Annotated in this window: 16 protein-coding genes; 8 read left to right on the top strand and 8 right to left on the bottom strand. The window is 70.9% G+C overall.

The features are described from left to right. Positions 1 to 32: 32 nt before the first annotated feature. Together ACIA8L_RS28540 and ACIA8L_RS28535 are read left to right on the top strand one after the other, a co-directional pair. The gene (locus ACIA8L_RS28540) at positions 33 to 2,492 is read left to right on the top strand and encodes a TRAP transporter fused permease subunit (RefSeq protein ID WP_395909559.1); all 2,460 of its coding nucleotides are present in this window, start codon (positions 33 to 35) and stop codon (positions 2,490 to 2,492) included. Continuing rightward, positions 2,425 to 3,444 carry a TAXI family TRAP transporter solute-binding subunit gene (locus ACIA8L_RS28535; protein ID WP_395909558.1) on the top strand — a complete coding sequence of 340 codons (1,020 nt, stop codon included), beginning with the start codon at positions 2,425 to 2,427 and terminating at the stop codon, positions 3,442 to 3,444. The genes ACIA8L_RS28540 and ACIA8L_RS28535 overlap by 68 nt, the downstream gene beginning before the upstream one ends. Before the next feature lie 65 nt (positions 3,445 to 3,509). Here ACIA8L_RS28535 and ACIA8L_RS28530 read toward each other — a convergent pair whose 3' ends face one another. Further along, positions 3,510 to 4,016: a nuclear transport factor 2 family protein gene (locus ACIA8L_RS28530; protein ID WP_395909557.1), complete on the bottom strand. Its 507-nt coding sequence runs from the start codon at positions 4,014 to 4,016 to the stop codon at positions 3,510 to 3,512. A gap of 56 nt (positions 4,017 to 4,072) precedes the next feature. Between ACIA8L_RS28530 and ACIA8L_RS28525 the strand changes: the two genes are divergently transcribed. Beyond that, complete coding sequence (locus tag ACIA8L_RS28525) at positions 4,073 to 4,969, top strand: LysR family transcriptional regulator (RefSeq protein WP_395909556.1); 897 nt, start codon at positions 4,073 to 4,075, stop codon at positions 4,967 to 4,969. A gap of 7 nt (positions 4,970 to 4,976) precedes the next feature. Here the strand turns inward: ACIA8L_RS28525 and ACIA8L_RS28520 are convergent, their stop codons facing one another. Both ACIA8L_RS28520 and ACIA8L_RS28515 read right to left on the bottom strand, forming a co-directional pair. After that, on the bottom strand, positions 4,977 to 5,273 hold the full coding sequence (locus ACIA8L_RS28520) for a hypothetical protein (RefSeq protein WP_395909555.1): 297 nt from the start codon (positions 5,271 to 5,273) through the stop codon (positions 4,977 to 4,979). 95 nt (positions 5,274 to 5,368) lie between these two features. Beyond that, positions 5,369 to 6,091 (bottom strand): peptidylprolyl isomerase, encoded by a 723-nt coding sequence (locus tag ACIA8L_RS28515; RefSeq protein WP_395909554.1) that lies wholly within the window; start codon positions 6,089 to 6,091, stop codon positions 5,369 to 5,371. 111 nt (positions 6,092 to 6,202) lie between these two features. On the opposite strand from ACIA8L_RS28515, the gene ACIA8L_RS28510 reads away from it, so the two are divergent. Further along, positions 6,203 to 8,161 (top strand): Hsp70 family protein, encoded by a 1,959-nt coding sequence (locus ACIA8L_RS28510; protein WP_395909553.1) that lies wholly within the window; start codon positions 6,203 to 6,205, stop codon positions 8,159 to 8,161. 21 nt (positions 8,162 to 8,182) lie between these two features. Here ACIA8L_RS28510 and ACIA8L_RS28505 read toward each other — a convergent pair whose 3' ends face one another. Continuing rightward, complete coding sequence (locus ACIA8L_RS28505; protein ID WP_395909552.1) at positions 8,183 to 10,534, bottom strand: M28 family peptidase; 2,352 nt, start codon at positions 10,532 to 10,534, stop codon at positions 8,183 to 8,185. A 141-nt stretch (positions 10,535 to 10,675) separates the two neighbouring features. Here ACIA8L_RS28505 and ACIA8L_RS28500 point away from each other — a divergent pair, with 141 nt between their 5' ends. After that, a complete protein-coding gene (locus ACIA8L_RS28500) occupies positions 10,676 to 11,056 on the top strand; it encodes a DUF6401 family natural product biosynthesis protein (protein ID WP_395909551.1) in 381 nt (126 codons plus the stop codon). Between the two features lie 42 nt (positions 11,057 to 11,098). On the opposite strand, the gene ACIA8L_RS28495 is transcribed toward ACIA8L_RS28500, so the two are convergent. The 3 genes from ACIA8L_RS28495 to ACIA8L_RS28485 are packed head-to-tail and all read right to left on the bottom strand — an operon-like array spanning position 11,099 to position 12,245. After that, a complete protein-coding gene (locus ACIA8L_RS28495) occupies positions 11,099 to 11,374 on the bottom strand; it encodes a Smr/MutS family protein (RefSeq protein ID WP_223097600.1) in 276 nt (91 codons plus the stop codon). After that, entirely contained in the window at positions 11,371 to 11,784 is a 414-nt protein-coding gene (locus ACIA8L_RS28490; RefSeq protein ID WP_395909722.1) for a rhodanese-like domain-containing protein, read from the bottom strand. Before ACIA8L_RS28490 ends, ACIA8L_RS28495 begins: the two co-directional genes overlap by 4 nt. Further along, a complete protein-coding gene (locus tag ACIA8L_RS28485; protein ID WP_395909549.1) occupies positions 11,778 to 12,245 on the bottom strand; it encodes a cysteine dioxygenase in 468 nt (155 codons plus the stop codon). The genes ACIA8L_RS28490 and ACIA8L_RS28485 overlap by 7 nt, the downstream gene beginning before the upstream one ends. A 407-nt stretch (positions 12,246 to 12,652) precedes the next feature. Here ACIA8L_RS28485 and ACIA8L_RS28480 point away from each other — a divergent pair, with 407 nt between their 5' ends. Both ACIA8L_RS28480 and ACIA8L_RS28475 read left to right on the top strand, forming a co-directional pair. After that, entirely contained in the window at positions 12,653 to 13,603 is a 951-nt protein-coding gene (locus ACIA8L_RS28480; RefSeq protein WP_395909548.1) for an ATP-binding cassette domain-containing protein, read from the top strand. Next, the gene (locus ACIA8L_RS28475) at positions 13,600 to 14,430 is read left to right on the top strand and encodes an ABC transporter permease (protein ID WP_395909547.1); all 831 of its coding nucleotides are present in this window, start codon (positions 13,600 to 13,602) and stop codon (positions 14,428 to 14,430) included. Before ACIA8L_RS28480 ends, ACIA8L_RS28475 begins: the two co-directional genes overlap by 4 nt. Before the next feature lie 295 nt (positions 14,431 to 14,725). Here the strand turns inward: ACIA8L_RS28475 and ACIA8L_RS28470 are convergent, their stop codons facing one another. Then, positions 14,726 to 15,340, bottom strand: a complete 615-nt coding sequence (locus tag ACIA8L_RS28470; protein WP_395909546.1) for a TetR/AcrR family transcriptional regulator — start codon at positions 15,338 to 15,340, stop codon at positions 14,726 to 14,728. A 54-nt stretch (positions 15,341 to 15,394) separates the two neighbouring features. On the opposite strand from ACIA8L_RS28470, the gene ACIA8L_RS28465 reads away from it, so the two are divergent. Then, positions 15,395 to 16,843 carry an MFS transporter gene (locus tag ACIA8L_RS28465; protein WP_395909545.1) on the top strand — a complete coding sequence of 483 codons (1,449 nt, stop codon included), beginning with the start codon at positions 15,395 to 15,397 and terminating at the stop codon, positions 16,841 to 16,843. Positions 16,844 to 16,902: the final 59 nt, after the last annotated feature.

Here is a 16,902-nt window from a genome sequence, read left to right as displayed (position 1 = left end):
AATATTCATGAAAACGCGTATTGTCCGGACGCATGCCGGACGACGCCACCGCACGGGAGCGGGCCGCCGACGACGCCGCCGACGCCCCGGTGCTCGCCGACGCCCTGGCCCAACCGCACGCCGTGACCGAAGACACCGCAGCCCGCGAGAACGCCGCAACCAGCGAGGACGCCAAGGCACGGGAGAGCGCCGCAACCCGCGAGAACGCCAAGGCGCAGGAGGACGCCGGCACTCCGGGCGACCGTGAAGTGCGGGACGACGTCGAGACGCGGGAAGACGGCCAGACGCGGGAAGACAGCCCAGCGCGGGAAGACGGCGAGGCGCAGGAGCGGGTCGACGGCGAGATCGTTGACGCTTCGGTGCTCGAAGACGCCGGGGTGCGAGAGCTCGCCGCGCAGTTCGAGGAGGAGAAGCCGGGGCGGCGGGTGCGTGGGGCCGTCGATGTCGGGGTCACCGCCGTCGCCGCGTTCGCCGCGCTGCTCGTGCTGTGGCAGGTGTTCCGGCCGTTGCCGCAGGGCAGCCAGTACTACCTGGTGATCTTCCTCGGGCTGGTGCTGCCGCTGGTGTTCATTCTCTATCCGTCAGGTATCAAGCTGTCAGGCGTCACAGGCCTTATGGGTGCAGGCGTGATCGGCCGGCGGCGGCTTCGGGGTCGTCACACGGAAGTGGTTCAGGACGGCCCGGTCCTCGGCGGGGGCCCGACCGCCGGGGACTGGGTCCTGGCCGTCGTCGCGCTCGTCACCTGCCTGTATCCGGTGCTGCCCGTCGCGATCGGCTCGGCCGGCGGCGGGTACGACGCGTTCCTCGACCGGCAGGGGCTGCTCGAACCGCTCGACGTGGTCATGGGTGCGGCGCTGCTGTTGCTGGTCGTCGAGGCGACCCGGCGGACCACGGGCTGGGTGCTGCCGATCGTCTGCGCGCTGTTCCTCGCGTACGACTACTACGGCGGGTTCCTGCCGCAGGGGTGGGAGATCGCGCACGCGGGCCTCGACTTCGACCAGATCGTCGACGCGCTGTACAACTCGCCGAGCGGCTTCTACGGCACGCCCCTGGACGTCGCCGCCTCCTACATCGTGCTGTTCACGATCTACGGGGCGGTGCTCGACCTGTCCGGGGCGGGCGCGTTCTTCGTGGAGCTGTCCGTGGCCGCGTTCCGGCGTTCGCGCAGTGCGGCCGGGCGGACGGCGGTGGCGTCGGGGTTTCTCCTCGGGACCGTGTCCGGTTCGGGGGCCGCGACGACCGTCAGTATCGGGGCGGTGACCTGGCCGATTCTGCGGCGGGCCGGGTATCCGGCGGAGCGGGCCGGCGGCATGCTGGCCGCGGCCGGGGTGGGTGCGATCCTGTCGCCGCCGACGCTGGGGGCCGCGGCGTTCATCATCGCCGAGTACCTCAACGTGTCGTATCTCAAGGTCCTCGGGTGGGCCACGGTGCCGACGGTGCTGTATTACCTGGGGATTCTGCTGTCCGTGGAGATCGACGCGCGGCGGTTCGGGGCCCGGGCGGTACACCTGAAGGTGCCTCCGGCGTGGTCGTTGCTCACGCGGTTCGGGTATCACTTCCTGTCGTTGTTCGTGATCATCATCCTGTTGGCGCTCGGGCGGTCCGCGACGCAGGCGGTGGTGTGGGCGACGCTGCTCGCGGCGGTGCTGTCGTTTCTGGACCGGCGGCATCGGCTCACGCCACGGCGGCTCGTCGAGGCGCTCGCGGCCGGCATCCGCGGCGTCCTGCCGGTCGTGGCCGTGTGCACCGCGGCGGGCGTCATCACAGCCAGTACCACCAAAACCGGTCTTGGCCCGCAACTCTCGAGTTTGATGGTCGACTGGGCGCAGGAACTGGCCACGAACCAGACCGCCGTCGTCGCGTTGACCGCCGTGTTCGCCGCGATCGCCATGACGCTGCTCGGGCTGGCGGTGCCGGTGACCGCGTCGTTCATCATCGGCTGGGTCATCCTCGGGCAGGCGCTGCTCAACCTGGGCATCTCCGAGCCGGCGACGGCGATGTTCATCTTCTACTTCGCGGTGCTGTCGGAGGCGACCCCGCCGACCGCGCTCGCCTCCGTCGCGGCCGCGGCGGTGACCGGCGGGCGGGTGTTCCCGACGATGTGGCAGACGCTGCGGTACGCGCTGCCGGCGTATCTGGTGCCGATCGCCTTCGTCGTCACCCCGGCCGGGCAGGGCCTGCTGGGCCTCGGCGGCTGGGACCGGGTGGCGTTCGCGCTCGCCGCGTCGGCCGTCGGGGTCCTCGCGCTCTCGGTCGCGGCGGGTGGATGGTTCGTCGGCATAGGAGCGGCTTCATTGGTACCGCGAACGCTCGCCGGACTGGCCGCCTGCGCCCTGCTGTGGCTCGACCTGTGGACCGTCGTCGCCGGCCTGGTGCTGCTCGGGCTCGCAGGACTGTTGGTGTTTCTAGCGAATGGGGGCTCACGTGCGAAATCTGAAGATCCTGTGCGCGACAGCGATCCTGTTGTCGGCGGTGGCCGGCTGCGGGGGTAAGCAGACTCCGGCCGGGACCTCTGAGAGCGCGGCCGCGGGCGCCGCAGTCGACTGCAGCGTCAAGTCCGACACCCGGATCGCGATCGCGACCGGCAACACCACCGGCGTCTACTACGTCGTCGGCAACGCCCTGGCCGAGCAGGTGACCAAGGCGACCGGCAGCAAGGTGAAGGCCACGGCGGCCGAGACCCAGGCGTCGGTCGGCAACATCCAGAGCCTCGACAAGGGCGACTATCAGGTCGCGTTCTCGCTGTTTGACACGGCGACGGACGCGGTCAAGGGCACCGGCTCCTTCGACGGCAAGCCGGTGAAGATCACCGCGCTGGGCCGCATCTACGACAACTCCACCCACGTCGTCGTCCGCGCCGACTCCGGCATCAATTCGGTCGCCGACATGAAGGGCAAGCGCGTCTCGACCGGCTCCCCGAAGTCCGGCACCGAGGTCATCGCTCAGCGCCTGCTGAAGGCCGCCGGCCTGGACCCGGACAAGGACATCCAGCCGCAGCGCCTGGACCTTGGAAAGACGACGGACGGCATGAAGGCGGGCACGATCGACGCCTTCTTCTGGTCCGGCGGCCTGCCGACGTCCGGCGTCACCGACCTGTTCACCACTGCCGGCGACAAGGTGAAGTTCATCAACATCGACGACCTCCTGCCGAAGATGCAGGCGTTGAGCCCGGCGTATCAGGCCGGCACGATCCCGGCCACGACGTACAAGTCGAGCGGTGACGTGAAGACGATCGTCGTGCCGAACGTCCTGCTGGTCCGCTCCGACATGGACCCGGGCCTGGCCTGCGTCCTGACGAAAACGCTGGTCGAGAAGCGCGACGACCTGGCCAAGGCCAACCCGGCCGCGAAGGGCATCACCCTGCAGACGGTCCGCAAGACCGACCCGGTCCCGATCCACCCCGGCGCCGCCGCCGCCTTGGACACGTTGGGCGCCGCCAAGTAGCCGCCGGTCGTTCTCGTACGGGGCCGTGGCTCGCATTGCGGGCCACGGCCCCCGCCTTCCTGGCCTCACGCGCCGAAGATCACGCTCGGTTCGCCCGTGTACCAGACGTTGTCGATCCGCATCCGCTGCACAACCCAGCGCCGGCCGTCGCGAACCAGCTCGACGTCGTAGAGATTCTTCAGCAGCGCATGCCGGCTGTGATCGGCGGTCAGCAGGTGCTGGGCCTCCACGATGGCGGTGAGCCGAGCCGCGACCCCGTCCTCGATCCGGATCCGCGGGTTGGTGACCACATGGGTGGTGTCGACCCGCCCCGCGAACATCCCCGTGATGGTGTCGGCGATCGCGTCCCGCCCGGTCATGAGCGGCACTTCCGCCCCCCAACGCGCCGCCGCCGGCCGGAAGTCCAGCTCGGCCCGGTCCGCGAAGGCCGACGCGAGCAACTCCCGGTCCTGGAGGTCCTGCCCAAGCCCGAACCGGTAGAGCGCGTCGACGATCTCGGCCCGGTCCCGCAGCTCGGCCACCAGCTCGGCACCATCGACAGCGGTCAGGGCGTGGTTCTCTGTGACGTACATGGCCTCCACGCTCGCCGATCACCCCGACCCGAACAACGCCGAACCATGCAACGATCGTGAAGCCGGACTTGACGATCGCGGAGGCAGGCTTGGAGCGGCACGAGCTCGAGACGTTCCTGGCGCTGGCCGCGGAGCTGCACTTCGGCCGCACCGCCGCCCGGCTGGGCCGCACGACCGCCAGGGTCAGCCAGATCATCCGAGTCCTGGAGCGGCGGATCGGCGTGCCCCTGTTCGAGCGCACCAGCCGCCGGGTGGCCCTCACCCCGACGGGCCGCCGCCTGTATGCGGACCTCAGACCCGCCCACGAGCAGATCACCGCCGCCCTGAGCCGCGCCATGACCGACGCCCGGGGCGTGACCGGCGTGGTGCGCGTGGGCTTCGTCGGCGCGCTGACCGGCCGGCTGGGGATTCGCGCCGCCGAGCATTTCCGCCGGAGCCACCCCGACTGCGAGGTACGCCTGCACGAGGTCCAGTCCGGCGCGGCCGCCGACCGCCTCCGATCCGACGAGATCGACATGCTGCTCGGCTGCTTCCCGATCGACGGCCCAGACCTGATCACCGGCCAACCCCTCCTCTCCGAACCCCGGATGCTGGCCGTAGCCGCGCACCACCCGTACGCCGCCCGGCCCACGGTCTCGCTGCAGGACCTGGCCCGCAGCCGAATGGTCGTAGCACCGTGCTCCCTGCCGACCCTGACCCCGACCGGCCCGCACCCGACCGGCCCGGTCGCGGAGACGTTCCAGGAGGCGCTGACGCTGGTAGGCGCGGGCCAGGGCGCATTCGTCGTTGGCCGGCACGCCACCCGCTTCTACGCGCGCCCGGACGTCACCTACGTGCCGATCCAGGACGCACCACCGCTGCACTGGGGTCCGATCTGGCACAAGACCCGCGCGACCGCCCGAGTCCACGCCTTCGCCGCCGCCGCGGCGTCAGGAAGCACTCGTCTGATCTAGACGCCGTTCATCGCACCACCGCCGCCACCGTCGACCGCATGACCCCGGCCAGATGCGCGTGCACCGCTCGCGCCGCCGCCTGCGCCTCCCGGATCGCTATCAGGTCCGACGAGTCGTGCGGAAAGAACGTCAGCCGCCCGTCCACTCCCAGCAGGATCGGCACCTCCACCCGCTCCAGGATCGCCCCGAGCGTCCATTGCGCGTCGAGCGCCACGAGCCGCCCGACCCTGCGGCCCACCGGACCCGGCACCCGCCACAAGTCGTCGGCCGTGAACGCCCGAGCCGCTCCCAAATCGACTGTCATGCGTCCAGGCTAGGAGCCCGCCAACCCCCCAGCCAGCAAGATTTTCTTCCTGTGGATAACCCACAAACCCTCTGGCCGGAGGGGGTGCGGAACGCTCAGATGGCTAGGAGGATCTCCGTGCGCAGAGCCGGAGCACCGTCGACCGGAGCCGGATCGTCGTCCGTGGGCGCGACCCCGCCCGCCGCGATGCGGTCCAGCGTGTGCAGCCCGAGCGGCCGGACCGAGCCGAAGACCGTGTAGTTGGGGCGGAGCACGGAGTCGGCGAACACGAGGAAGAACTGGCTGCCGTTGGTGTCCGGCCCGGCGTTGGCCATGGCCAGCAGGCCGCGCCCGTAGATGCGTCGGACACCGGTCGGGTCGGTCGGGGCCGACGGGAGATTTGTGGGCAGTTCGTCCTTGTAGGAGTACCCCGGACCGCCTTCACCAGTGCCGGTGGGGTCGCCGCACTGCAGCACCTTCAGCGTGGGGTACGTAGTCAATCGGTGACAGACGGTGAAATTGTAGAAGCCGTGCCGAGCCAGGTGCAGAAAACTCTGTACGGTGCAGGGCGCCTGGGATCGGTCGAGGGTGAGCGGGATCGGCCCGAGGTTGGTGAACAGCGTGACCGTGACGGTCCCCCGATCCGGGGTGTGCCGTGGGTCGGGCGGCAGTGAGACGGGCCGCGCGGGCGGCTCTTCCGGAGTGGGGGTGTAGTGGCATGGCCCGGACGGTTGACCGGTGGCGGCAACAGCAGACGCACCAGGCAGAGCCACCCCGACGGCGGCCGCGAGCAAGACGGTGGCGAGCAGAGAGCGGACCACGCTGTCCTCCATCGACATTCGGCAATATGACACCTGCCGGTCTAACGGATGTCGATGGGGGCCGTCAAGCGCGGAAACCGGACCCGATGAGCCGATCGCAGGCCCGGGACCAGCCCGTATATTGGCGGCGTGGATGCGCGAGGATACCGGCTCGGGGTCGACTTCGGTACCTCGAACACCGTGGCGATGCTGGTCTGGCCGGACGGGCACGTCCGGCCGCTGCTGTTCGACGGGTCACCGACGCTGCCCTCGGCGGTCTACGCCGACGCCCAGCAGGGCCTGCTCACGGGCCGCGACGCGATGCACGCGGCGCGGATCAGCCCGGAGCGATACGAGCCCAATCCCAAACGCCGCATCGACGAACCGGCCGTCCTGCTGGGCGAGCACGAGATCCCGACGGTCGACCTGATCGCCGCCGTCCTGGCCCGTGTGGCCGCCGAGGCAAGGCGTGTCTCCGGCGGCGCGCTCGGCCCCGCGACCATCACGTGCCCGGCGGCTTGGGCCCAGACGCGACGGAGCGTGCTCCTGGCCGCGGCGCAGCGGGCCGGGCTGGGGCCGGTGACGCTGGTACCGGAGCCGGTCGCCGCCGCCGAGGTCTTCCGCACGATGGGCGGCCCGAACGCACCGCAGGCCCGCCCCGGATCGGCCTTCGTCGTCTACGACCTGGGCGCCGGCACCTTCGACGCCTCCGTCGTCCGCCACGGCAACGGCACGTTCGAGGTCCTGTCGGCCGAGGGTTTGAGCACGTCGGGCGGCCTCGACATCGACGCGTCGATCGTCGGCTACCTGGGCGCCGTCCACGGCGGCCGCGACCCGCAGGCCTGGCGGAGCCTGACCCACCCGGCCACCAGCGCCGAGCGCCGCGCCCACCGCCTGCTCTGGGACGACGTCCGCAACGCGAAGGAGATGCTCTCCCGCACCTCCTCCACCATGATCCACGTCCCGGCCCTGGAGACCGACGTCCCGCTCGGCCGCGACCAGCTCGAACAACTGGCCCGCCCGATCCTGACGGCCACGGTCACGTCGACCCGGGCCGCGATCGCCGCCGCCAACCTCAACCCGTCCGACATCGAGGGCGTCTTCCTGGTCGGCGGCGGGAGCCGAATCCCGCTGGTCGCGACGCTGCTGCACCAGGCCCTCGGCATCGCCCCGACCGTCGTCGAGCAGCCCGAACTGGTGGTGGCGCAAGGCGCGGTGGGTGCTTCGGCCCAATTCACAACCCCCACAACGGCAGCATCGGTACCCCCACTGCCCACACCACCGCCACCAGCGCGCGCCGCCGCCGCAGTTCCCGTCTCCGCGCCCCCGACGCCCGCCCCGACGTCCGCGGTCCCCGTGAGCGGCGCCTCATACCCGGCCGCCCCGGTCTCCCCCGGCTTCGCCGCCGCCCCAGTGAGCGCAAACCCGGTAAGCGCAAACCCGGTGAGCGCGAGCCCAGTGAGTGCAAACCCGGTGAGCGGAACTCCGGTGAGCGCGGCGCCGGCCGGCGCACTCCCGATGAGCGCCCAGCCACCGGTCCCGCCGCGCCCGCCGGTCACCACCAGGCCGATGGCCACCCAGGCCGCCCCGACCTCGATCCAGCCACCGGCGGGCCCGCCCCCGGCTCCCGCGAAGCAGAAGCGCACCGGCGTCCTGATCGCCGCCGCCCTGGCCGTCCTCCTGCTGCTGGCCGGCGGCGCGTACGGCATCAACCAGTACCTGAACAAGAACGCCGACACCACGAACTCCGGCGACAACAGCCCCGGCGACGGCAACTCCGGCAACGACGAGGTCCAGGCCGACGAGGACCGCCCCAGCGCCGACTGGGCGACGACGGCCGAGGAGTTCGACGAGAAGGCCGGCACGACGATCGCCTACCACTGCCCCAACAAGGGCTGGATCGGCACGGTGTACGGCTCCAGCCCCTACACCACCCCGTCCTCCGTGTGCACCGCCGCCGTACACGACGGCCGCATCACCCTCGAGGACGGCGGCCGCGTGGTCATCAAAATCATCCAGGGCCAGGAGTCCTACGAGGCCTCCCTGCAGCACGGCATCAACACCACCGCATACGGCCCGTGCCCCTGGGCCTTCCAGATCATCAGCTGACGTGGCGGCCGACCGGCAGGATCAGAGAGTCTGAGTAGTGGCCACGGCGACCAGCTCGCTCGAGTGGCTGCCGAAGACGCCCACGGTGGCCGGGCGCGGGGTGAAGCCCGGCAGCCCGGTCAGCCCGTCACTGCCGTCCACCAGCCGCAGCTTGAACGGCTCCGCCCCGGTGAGCACCAGCGTCACGTCCAGCCCCGCCGCGGACGTGGCCGGCCCGTTGAAGACCACACCGAACCGGTCCTGGGCCGTGATGTACGTGACCGCCTCCCGCCCCTCCACGGTGGCCGACAGGACGCGATGGTCGCCCACCGGGCCGTAGAACGACAGGAACCGCACGTCGCGCTGCGAGGCGATGCGCAGGTGCAGGGTGCGCCGGCCGGACGCGGTCTCGTCGGACACGACCGTGGCCTTGGGCGCGGCGAGGTCGGCGGCCTGGGCCGGCCCGACGGACAGCTCGCCCTCCGGCAGCACCGGGAACTGCTGGTTCAGCCGCTGGTGCGAGCGGACGTACTGGCTGGTCCACGCCCCCGGCGCCGACTCCAGCGAGACCCACTCCGCTCTGCCGGTGTCCTTGTCCAGCGCGTACATGAGGTGGGTGGGCTCCGGATGGCTCGCGTCCCAGTCGTCCACGACCATGCCCGTCGTGGTGCAGATGATCGCGACCGCCAGCGCCGCCACGGCGGGGGCGGAGCCGAGCCGCCGGTGCCGGGGTGCGGTCGGCGCGCGGTACAGCGGCTCCAGGACCGGCAGCACGGCCAGGCCCAGCAGCATCGAGAACATAGCCGCGGCCGCGCCGGTGGCCAGGCCCAGCGCCGGGAAGAACAGCGCCACCGTGGGCGCCAGGATGAACGTGGCCACGGCGGCGCCGGCGGTCAGGATGCCCACCTGCGCGAAGGCCGGGCGGGCGTAGAGGGCCCCGATCCCGGCCAGCGCCCCGAACAGCGCGGGCAGCGTGACCAGGTATGAGCCGCCCGGGATGACCGCCGCGAACACGATCCCGAGCAGCGCGAGCAGTGCCAGAGCGCCCGTGGCGAGCGGGACGGGCCCGACGCGGCGCCGGCTGAGCGAGTACCAACTCAGCAAAATGGCGGCCGACAACGCCACGACGCCGAATCGGAACCAGGTCGGCCGGGCCGGGTCGAGCAGTTCGCCGTAGCCGGGCCGGACGGCGACGAGGAGGGCCCACAGCAACTGGGCGGCGACCGCGACACCGATCAGCGGTACCACCGCCAGGCCGACACCCGCGAACGTCCGCGGCACCGAGGTCAGCCCCCGGCGCCGAGCGAGGAACACGAGGGCCGCGACCGCCAGCAGGGCGAGGATCGCCAGCGGCCAGGTGAGGGCGGCCGGGTAGCGGACCAGCAGGCCGGCGAACGGGAAGTAGACGGCGTCGCCGGAGGCCGGCTTCATGAGCGGGGCCAGGTCGGCCCGCCCGAACTCGCGGGCCAGGGCCAGGGCCTCGTCGCCGTGGTGCTGGAGGCTGGCCCGGTTCATCGTCGACGGGCGGTCCATCGGGCTGTGATAGACCGTCGAACCGTCGATGTAGGCGGTGTTGAGGCCGGTGAACCGGGTCTGCGCAAGGACGGGAGTGAAGTCGGTGTCGTTGGAGAGCAGCCGGTAGACCTCGACGGCCAGGCTGGTGCCGACCGGGTGCGGGGTGTGCGCGTAGACGTCGATCAGGTCGGCGTTGCCGTCGGAGGTCTGGAACATGACGGCCGGGCCGCTGCTGCCGCGGGCCTCGAAGTTGAGCACGACGGACTGCTGCTGGCCGAGCGGGTGCCGGCTCACGAACGCCTCGGCGCCGCAGAGGCAGGCCTCCTCGGCATCGGTGAACACGAACACGATGTCGTTGCGCGGTTTGTCGCCACCGCCCTGGGTCATGGCCCGGGCGACCTCCAGGAGCGTGCTGGAGCCGGCGCCGTCGTCGTTGGCGCCGTAGCTGACCTGGACCGAGTCGTAGTGGGCCATGAGCACGACCTGGCCGGTCGACGCGGTGCCGGGCAGAACCGCGACGACGTTGCGCACGCGGGCCATGCCGCCGCTGCCGAACTTGCCGGCGTTGACCCCGACGGTGTCCTGGACCTCGGGTTGCAGGCCGTAGCCGCGCAGGGTGGCGACGATGTACTCCCGCACCCGGTCGGCCGCCGGGCTGCCGGTGACGTGCACCTCCTGCCCCAGGCGCTCCACGTGCGTGAACGCGCGGGCGGCGGAGAACTCGCCGGCGGCGATCGTGGCCGGGCGCGGCGCGGGCGGCTGGACGTCGGCGATCCCCAACAACGCCACCAGCGCGAGCACCACCAGCACCACCGCCGCGACCAGGGGACGCCGCGGCGGGCTGGAGAATGTGCGATCAACTTCGGCCACGGACGACATTCTGCACCCGGGGTACGACAGTTTTTGAGCGGCCGGTCAGGCGCTCGTCTGTCCCCCGTTCGGAGTGCAGTGGTTCATGAACGGGTGCCGGTCGGTTGTTGGCGGCCGGATCGGCCCGCGGACTGCCTAACGTCATCGTCCATGAACAACGAAATCACCCCTGCCGCCGCCGTCGAGTTCGACGCCGGCTACCTGGCCACCGCCGAGCTCGACGCCCGCTTCTACCTCGACCAGGTCATGGCCATGGTCGGCGTCGACGGGCTCGTCGAGGCCCTCGCCCAGCCGTTCCTGCTGGCCAAGATCGACCAGCACGCCGCCGCCGTCCGGGAAAGCCTGGTCGCGGCGGGTAAACCGATCGGTCCGCTCTCCCTGGCCGGCTACGCCCGCTCGGTCATCGCGGTCCACCAGCGCCACGGCCGTCCGCTGCCCACCCCCGACGGCGTGAACTGGGCGGACGCTGATTGGACGGTCCTGCGTCTGGTCGCCGTGTGCCACCTGGCGGACGACGCCGACGCTTTTTAAAGCCCATTCCGCATTGGTACTGACACAAGCCCGCGATCGCCGTCAGCGTCGACGGCCCTGAGACTCGTTCCAGCGGAAGTGCACGAACAACCGTCCGAAGTTGTCCGAATCCTTCTCCACCCGGTGATAGAGCGCCTTGATCTCCCGCTGGTCGAGGAATCGCAGCACCCGCTTCTTCAACGCCCCCGACCCCTTCCCCGGGATGATCTCGACGAGGGTGGCCCGCTTGGCCACCGCCTCGTCGATGATCCCGCGCAGCGCGCGTTCGATGTCGCCGCTGCGGTTGAAGATGTCGTGGAGGTCGAGTTTGAGCTTCACGCCCCCACAGTAGCCGTGACCGGGTGCCCGGCCGCCTTCCAGGCGTGGAAGCCGCCGTCGAGGTCGGTGGCCCGATGCAGCCCCAGGTCCTGCAGGGCGGCGGCCGCCAGCGACGACGTGTACCCCTCGGAGCAGAACACCACCACCGGCAGGTCATAACTCCCGGCGATGGCCAGTTTGGCGTCGCTGCGCGGGTCGAACCGCCACTCCAGCACGTTGCGCTCCACGATCACCGCGCCCGGGATCTCGCCCTCGCGCGCACGCTGGGCCGCCGGCCGGATGTCCACGAGTACCGCACCCTCGGCGAACGCCAGGCGGGCCTGGTCCGCGTCGAGCCGCTCGAGGCGGGACCGGGCCTCGGCCAGGATCTCGTCGATGCTGCGCCCGGGAGCTACGGCCGCGGTCACCAGTCCGCCCCCGCCTTCGTGATCGACTCGACGGTCAGGCGGCTGTCGTGCAGCCGGTACCGCGTCATCGCGGTCAGCGCCGGCCCGTACACGTGCACGGTGACGGCCGGGCGCGTGCTCGCGTTCACGATGCGGTGCACGAAGTGGGCGCCGAAGCGGTGGCCCTGCCCCTCGCCGTATGTGGAGTTCACCAGCTCCCCGCCGCGAACCGTCTGCTCGACCAGCTCACCGGAGACGACGGTGAACGCGCCGGAGGAGCCGCCGTGGTCGTGCAGGTCCGTGCCCTGCCCGGGCAGCCAGGTTAGCAGCCACACCTCGTGGTCCTCGGCGCTGGCGAGCCGGCCGTACCAGCGCCGGGCCGGGTCGAAACGGGGCGCGAAGGGCCAGTCGTCCGGCTCCGCGGCGTAGGAGCGGGCGATCGACAGCAGGTCGGTCGCGCGGGCGACCGTGGTGACGAGAGACATCCTCAGTTCTCCAGTATTCATGCGTACTAGATAGGAATTAAAGCAGACGGCGGGACCTCGTGACCGCAGCCACGGTCACAGTGCATCAAACGTGTCTTCCGCGAGCCTCAGGGCTCGAGCGGGAGCGCGATCCTAGCGGGGACAGCGCGCGCCGGCGTGCCGAACGAGGTCAATGACCAGTCGTCGGGTCAACAGCGCCATGGAACCGACTGTGCCCGCCGCCGCCCCGGAGCGTCAACTCCCGTCCAGCATGCGGGAAAAAGTCCCAACGCTCAGCTTATGTGTGACCGGGGATACTCGGCCTGGCAGCGGATGTCAGGCCGATGTGCGTGGTTTGACAGCGACCCGGTGCAAGCTGCAAGGCGATAGAAGAGGCGAGTCCGGATCTTTCACGAGGGGTATCAGCCATGAGCTTCGCTTTCCAGGCCACCGGCCTGGTCAAGCGCTTCGGCAAGACCACCGCGCTGGCCGGGGTGGACCTGGCCGCCGAGTCCGGGACGGTGCTGGGCGTCCTGGGCCCCAACGGCGCCGGCAAGACCACCGCGGTGCGCATCCTGGCGACACTGCTGCGCCCGGACGCTGGCCGGGCCGTCGTCGGCGGCTACGACGTGCTGCGCAACCCGGCCCAGGTCCGCCGGATCAGCGGCCTGACCGGCCAGTTCGCCTCCGTCGACGAGGATCTGACCGGCACCGAGAACCTGGTCATGATCGGCCAGCTGCTCGACCTGCGGGCCAAGGAGGCCAAGGCCCGGGCCAAGAGTCTGCTGGCCGAGTTCGACCTGACCGAGGCCGCGGACCGGCCGTGCAAGACCTACTCCGGCGGCATGCGGCGCCGCCTCGACCTGGCCGCGAGCCTGGTCGGCCGCCCGGCGATCGTCTACCTCGACGAGCCGACGACCGGCCTCGACCCGGCCAAGCGCGAGGACGTGTGGAACATGGTCCGGGCCCAGGTCCAGGAGGGCACGACGGTCCTGCTCACGACGCAATACCTCGAGGAGGCCGACGCTCTCGCCGACGAGATCTCGGTGATCAACCACGGCAAGGTCATCGCCAACGGCACCCCGGCCCAGCTCAAGCACATCGTGGGCGGCCAGACGATCAGCGTCCGCCCGACCGACCCGGCCCACCTCGACACCGTCGCGACCATCCTCACCAACGTATCGGGCAACCAGCCGGAGTCGCACGGCCGCGGCGTCCTGTCCGTGCCGGTCACGGACGACAGCGCCATGACCGCGGTGGTCCGCCGCCTCGACGAGGCGGGCATCGGCGTCATCGAGCTCTCGCTGCACCTGCCGAGCCTCGACGAGGTCTTCTTCACACTCACGCGCGGGCACCAGGATCAGGAGGTGGCGGCATGACGACCACGACGACACCGCCCAGCACCGGCGAGGGCGCACAGTTCATCGCCGCCGTCGCGCCCCGACCGTTCGGCCTGGTCCGGCACAGCCTGGTAATGGCCCGGCGCAGCCTGATCAAGACCATGCGGACCCCCGAGCAGCTCCTCGACGTCACGCTGCAGCCGATCATCTTCATCGTCCTGTTCGTCTACCTCCTCGGTGGCGCGATCGCCGGCGACCGCCACCAATACCTGCAGTTCCTGCTGCCGGCGCTCATGGTGCAAAACGTCCTGTTCGCCTCCGCCCCGACCGGCGTCAGTCTCAACACCGACATCAAGAACGGCGTCTTCGACCGCTTCCGCAGCCTCCCGATCAGCCGCTCGGCCCCGCTCATCGGCGGCGTCCTGGGCGACATGATCCGGTTCGTGGTCTCGATCGCCGTCATGATCGGCGTCGGCTACGCCCTGGGCTTCCGCGTGGAGACCTCGTTCCTGGAGGTCGTCGCCGCCTGCCTGCTGGTCATGTTCATGGCGTTCTGCTTCAGCTGGATGTTCGTCCTGCTCGGCATGATCGTCCGCGAGCCCGGGGCGGTCCAGGGCCTCGGCTTCGTCATCATGTTCCCGCTCACCTTCGGCACCAACGTCCTCGTCCCCACCAACACCCTCCCCGGCTGGCTCCAGGCCTGGGTGAACGTCAACCCGGTCGCGGACGCGATGGAGGCGGCCCGCGCCCTGATGGTCGGCCAGGGCGAGGTCGGCACCCCGGTCCTCAAAACCCTCCTCTGGTCCATAGCCATCCTGGCCGTCTTCGCCCCGCTCGCAGTCCGCGCCTACCGCCGCAAGGCCTGACGGCCCCAACCTCCCCGCCGTGAGACCCGACCGCCTTCAGGCCCAACCACCCACCGCGAGACATGAGCGCCTCCGGGCCCGGCCACGCGCCGTGAGACCCGACCGCCTTCCGACCGAGCACCCGTCACACGGTCCAAGACTCGAGCGCCTTCAGGCCGCGCGCGCATGGCAAGACCTGAGGCTCGAGCGCCTTCAGGCCGAGCGTGCGCCATAAGGCCTGAACGCCTCGAGGCCGGCCGCGGCGTTGCGAACTCCGCGACGCCGCGGCACACGGGCATCGGCTTGTCCGCGTGGGCTAGGGCTTTGGTGCGACGCCTGTGCGTAGGGCGGTGAAGAGGTGTTCGTAGCTCGCTCGGTGTTCGTCCAGGTCGGTGCTGGTCGTTGGGTCGGCGATCCGGCGACTGGCGATGTTGACCAGCACGGTGCTGTAGCCGGCGATGAAGAAGGCGGCGAACAAGGCGGGGTCGCCTTTGAAGGTCGGGTCCTGGGTCAGGTCATCGGTGAGGGTCCGCTGCAGTTCGGCGGCGATCTCCCGCGCGCGCGCTATGAGGGTTGGGGAGGCGGCGACTGTACCGAAGAAGGGAATTGATCGGTCGTTGACCCCGGACAGTGGGTGGCGCTCCTCCAGCAGGCGGAGGGTCATGGCTCGCAGGGAATCGAGCACGTCCGCGCCCGGGGCTCGGTCGCGGACGGCCGCGTGCAGAAACTCCACGGCATCGGCGGTCCGGTCGAGGTACAGGTCTTCCTTTCTCGGGAAGTGCTTGAAGACCGTCACGCTTGACACGCCGGCCGCGCGGGCCACCTCGGCCACCGTCACCGCGTCGAAGCCCCGCTCCGCGAAGAGGCTCGCCGCCGCGTCGGCAATCCTGGCGCGCGTCTGCGGGCCGCCGCGCTCGCTGGTCCTGGGCATGAGGCTCCTCACGTCTAGGTTGTGTCACTAAGTTTAGTTGATTAACCTAGTGGCATGACCACGATCTCATTCGACCATGTCCGGGTGCCGCCGAAGTCGCTGCGGGAGGCCTGGGTGGCGCTCGCCGGGCTGTCCGCGGTCTTCCTGTTCGAGATGCTCGACAACTCGATCCTCAACGTCGCGCTGCCCACCATCGGGCGGGAGCTGCACGCCTCGACCACCGCGCTGCAGTGGGTCACCGGGGCGTACGCGGTCGTGTTCGGCGGGCTGATGCTGGCCTTCGGCGCGGTGGCGGACCGGTTCGGACGGCGGCGGGTGATGATCGTCGGGCTGGTACTGCTCGCCGCGGCCAGCCTGGCCACCGCGTTCGTCACCACGGCCGGGGAGCTCATCGCGGTCCGCGCGCTGATGGGCGTCGCCGCCGCCATGACCACGCCGGGGTCGATGGCCCTCGCGTTCCGGCTCTTCGGCGACGACGGCCTGCGCGTCCGCGCGATCAACATCATCTCGACCGTCGGCCTGGTCGGGCTGGCCGTCGGGCCGACGGCGGGCGGGTTCGTGCTGGCCGTCGCGCCGTGGCAGGTGCTGCTGCTGGTCAACGTGCCGATCGCGGTGCTGGCCATCATCGGCATCCGCACCGGAATCGCCGCCGACGACGACGCCGACCTGCACCGGGACCCGATCGACGTCTCCGGCGCGGTCCTCGGCACGGCCGCCATCGTGCTGGCCCTCGTCGCGCCGACGCTCTTCGTCGAGCAGGGCGCCCGGGCCTGGTCGTCGTGGAGCTGCGCGGGCGCCGCCGTCATAGGGGCGATGCTGTTCGTGTACCGCGAGCGCAAGGCCCGGCACCCGCTGCTGGACCTGCGACTGGTGGCACATCCGCTGGTCTCGAGCGGCCTGGCGTTCAAGGCCGCGGCGGGTCTGGCCGTCGCCGGGCTCGGGTACATGGTGACGCTCCAGCTGCAGCTCGACTGGGGCTGGTCGCCCGCGCTGGCGTCACTCGGGATGCTGCCCCAGGTGATCGTCCTGGTCGCCGGTGGGGCGCTGCTCAACCCGTTCGTCAAGCGGGTCGGCCTGGAGCGGGCGGCCTGGCTCAGCGCCGCCGCGGTGGTCGCCGGGCTGGCGTTCTACAGCGTGCTGGGCCGCTACGGGTACGTCTGGGTGGCGATCTCCCTGATCCTGATGGCCGCCGGCATCCGCGTCGTCGGCGTCGTCGCGGGCACGAACGTCCTGCGCGGCCTGCCAGCGACCCGCACCACGATCGGCGCCGCACTGACCGACACCGCCACCGAAGTCACCTCGGGCGCGGGCATCGCGGTCACGGGCACCATCCTGGCCGCCCTGTTCACCGGCAGCATCGCCACGCCACACTGGAACGCCCACCAGACGGCCGAGTTCCACCAGGCCGTCACCATCGCCGGCCTGTCACTGACCGCCGCCGCGGCCGCCCTGGTCGTCTGGGGCATGCTCCGCACCCGCAACTTCACTCGCACCGAGCCCTGAGCGCGACCACGACCGGCATCCGGCACTCCGCTCGCGCTCCCTCGGGTGGACCGCAGCGC

The organism is Dactylosporangium sp. NPDC051541 (assembly GCF_044454505.1).
In the GTDB taxonomy this organism is placed as follows: domain Bacteria; phylum Actinomycetota; class Actinomycetes; order Mycobacteriales; family Micromonosporaceae; genus Dactylosporangium.
This window is presented reverse-complemented; position numbering and strand designations above follow the sequence as displayed.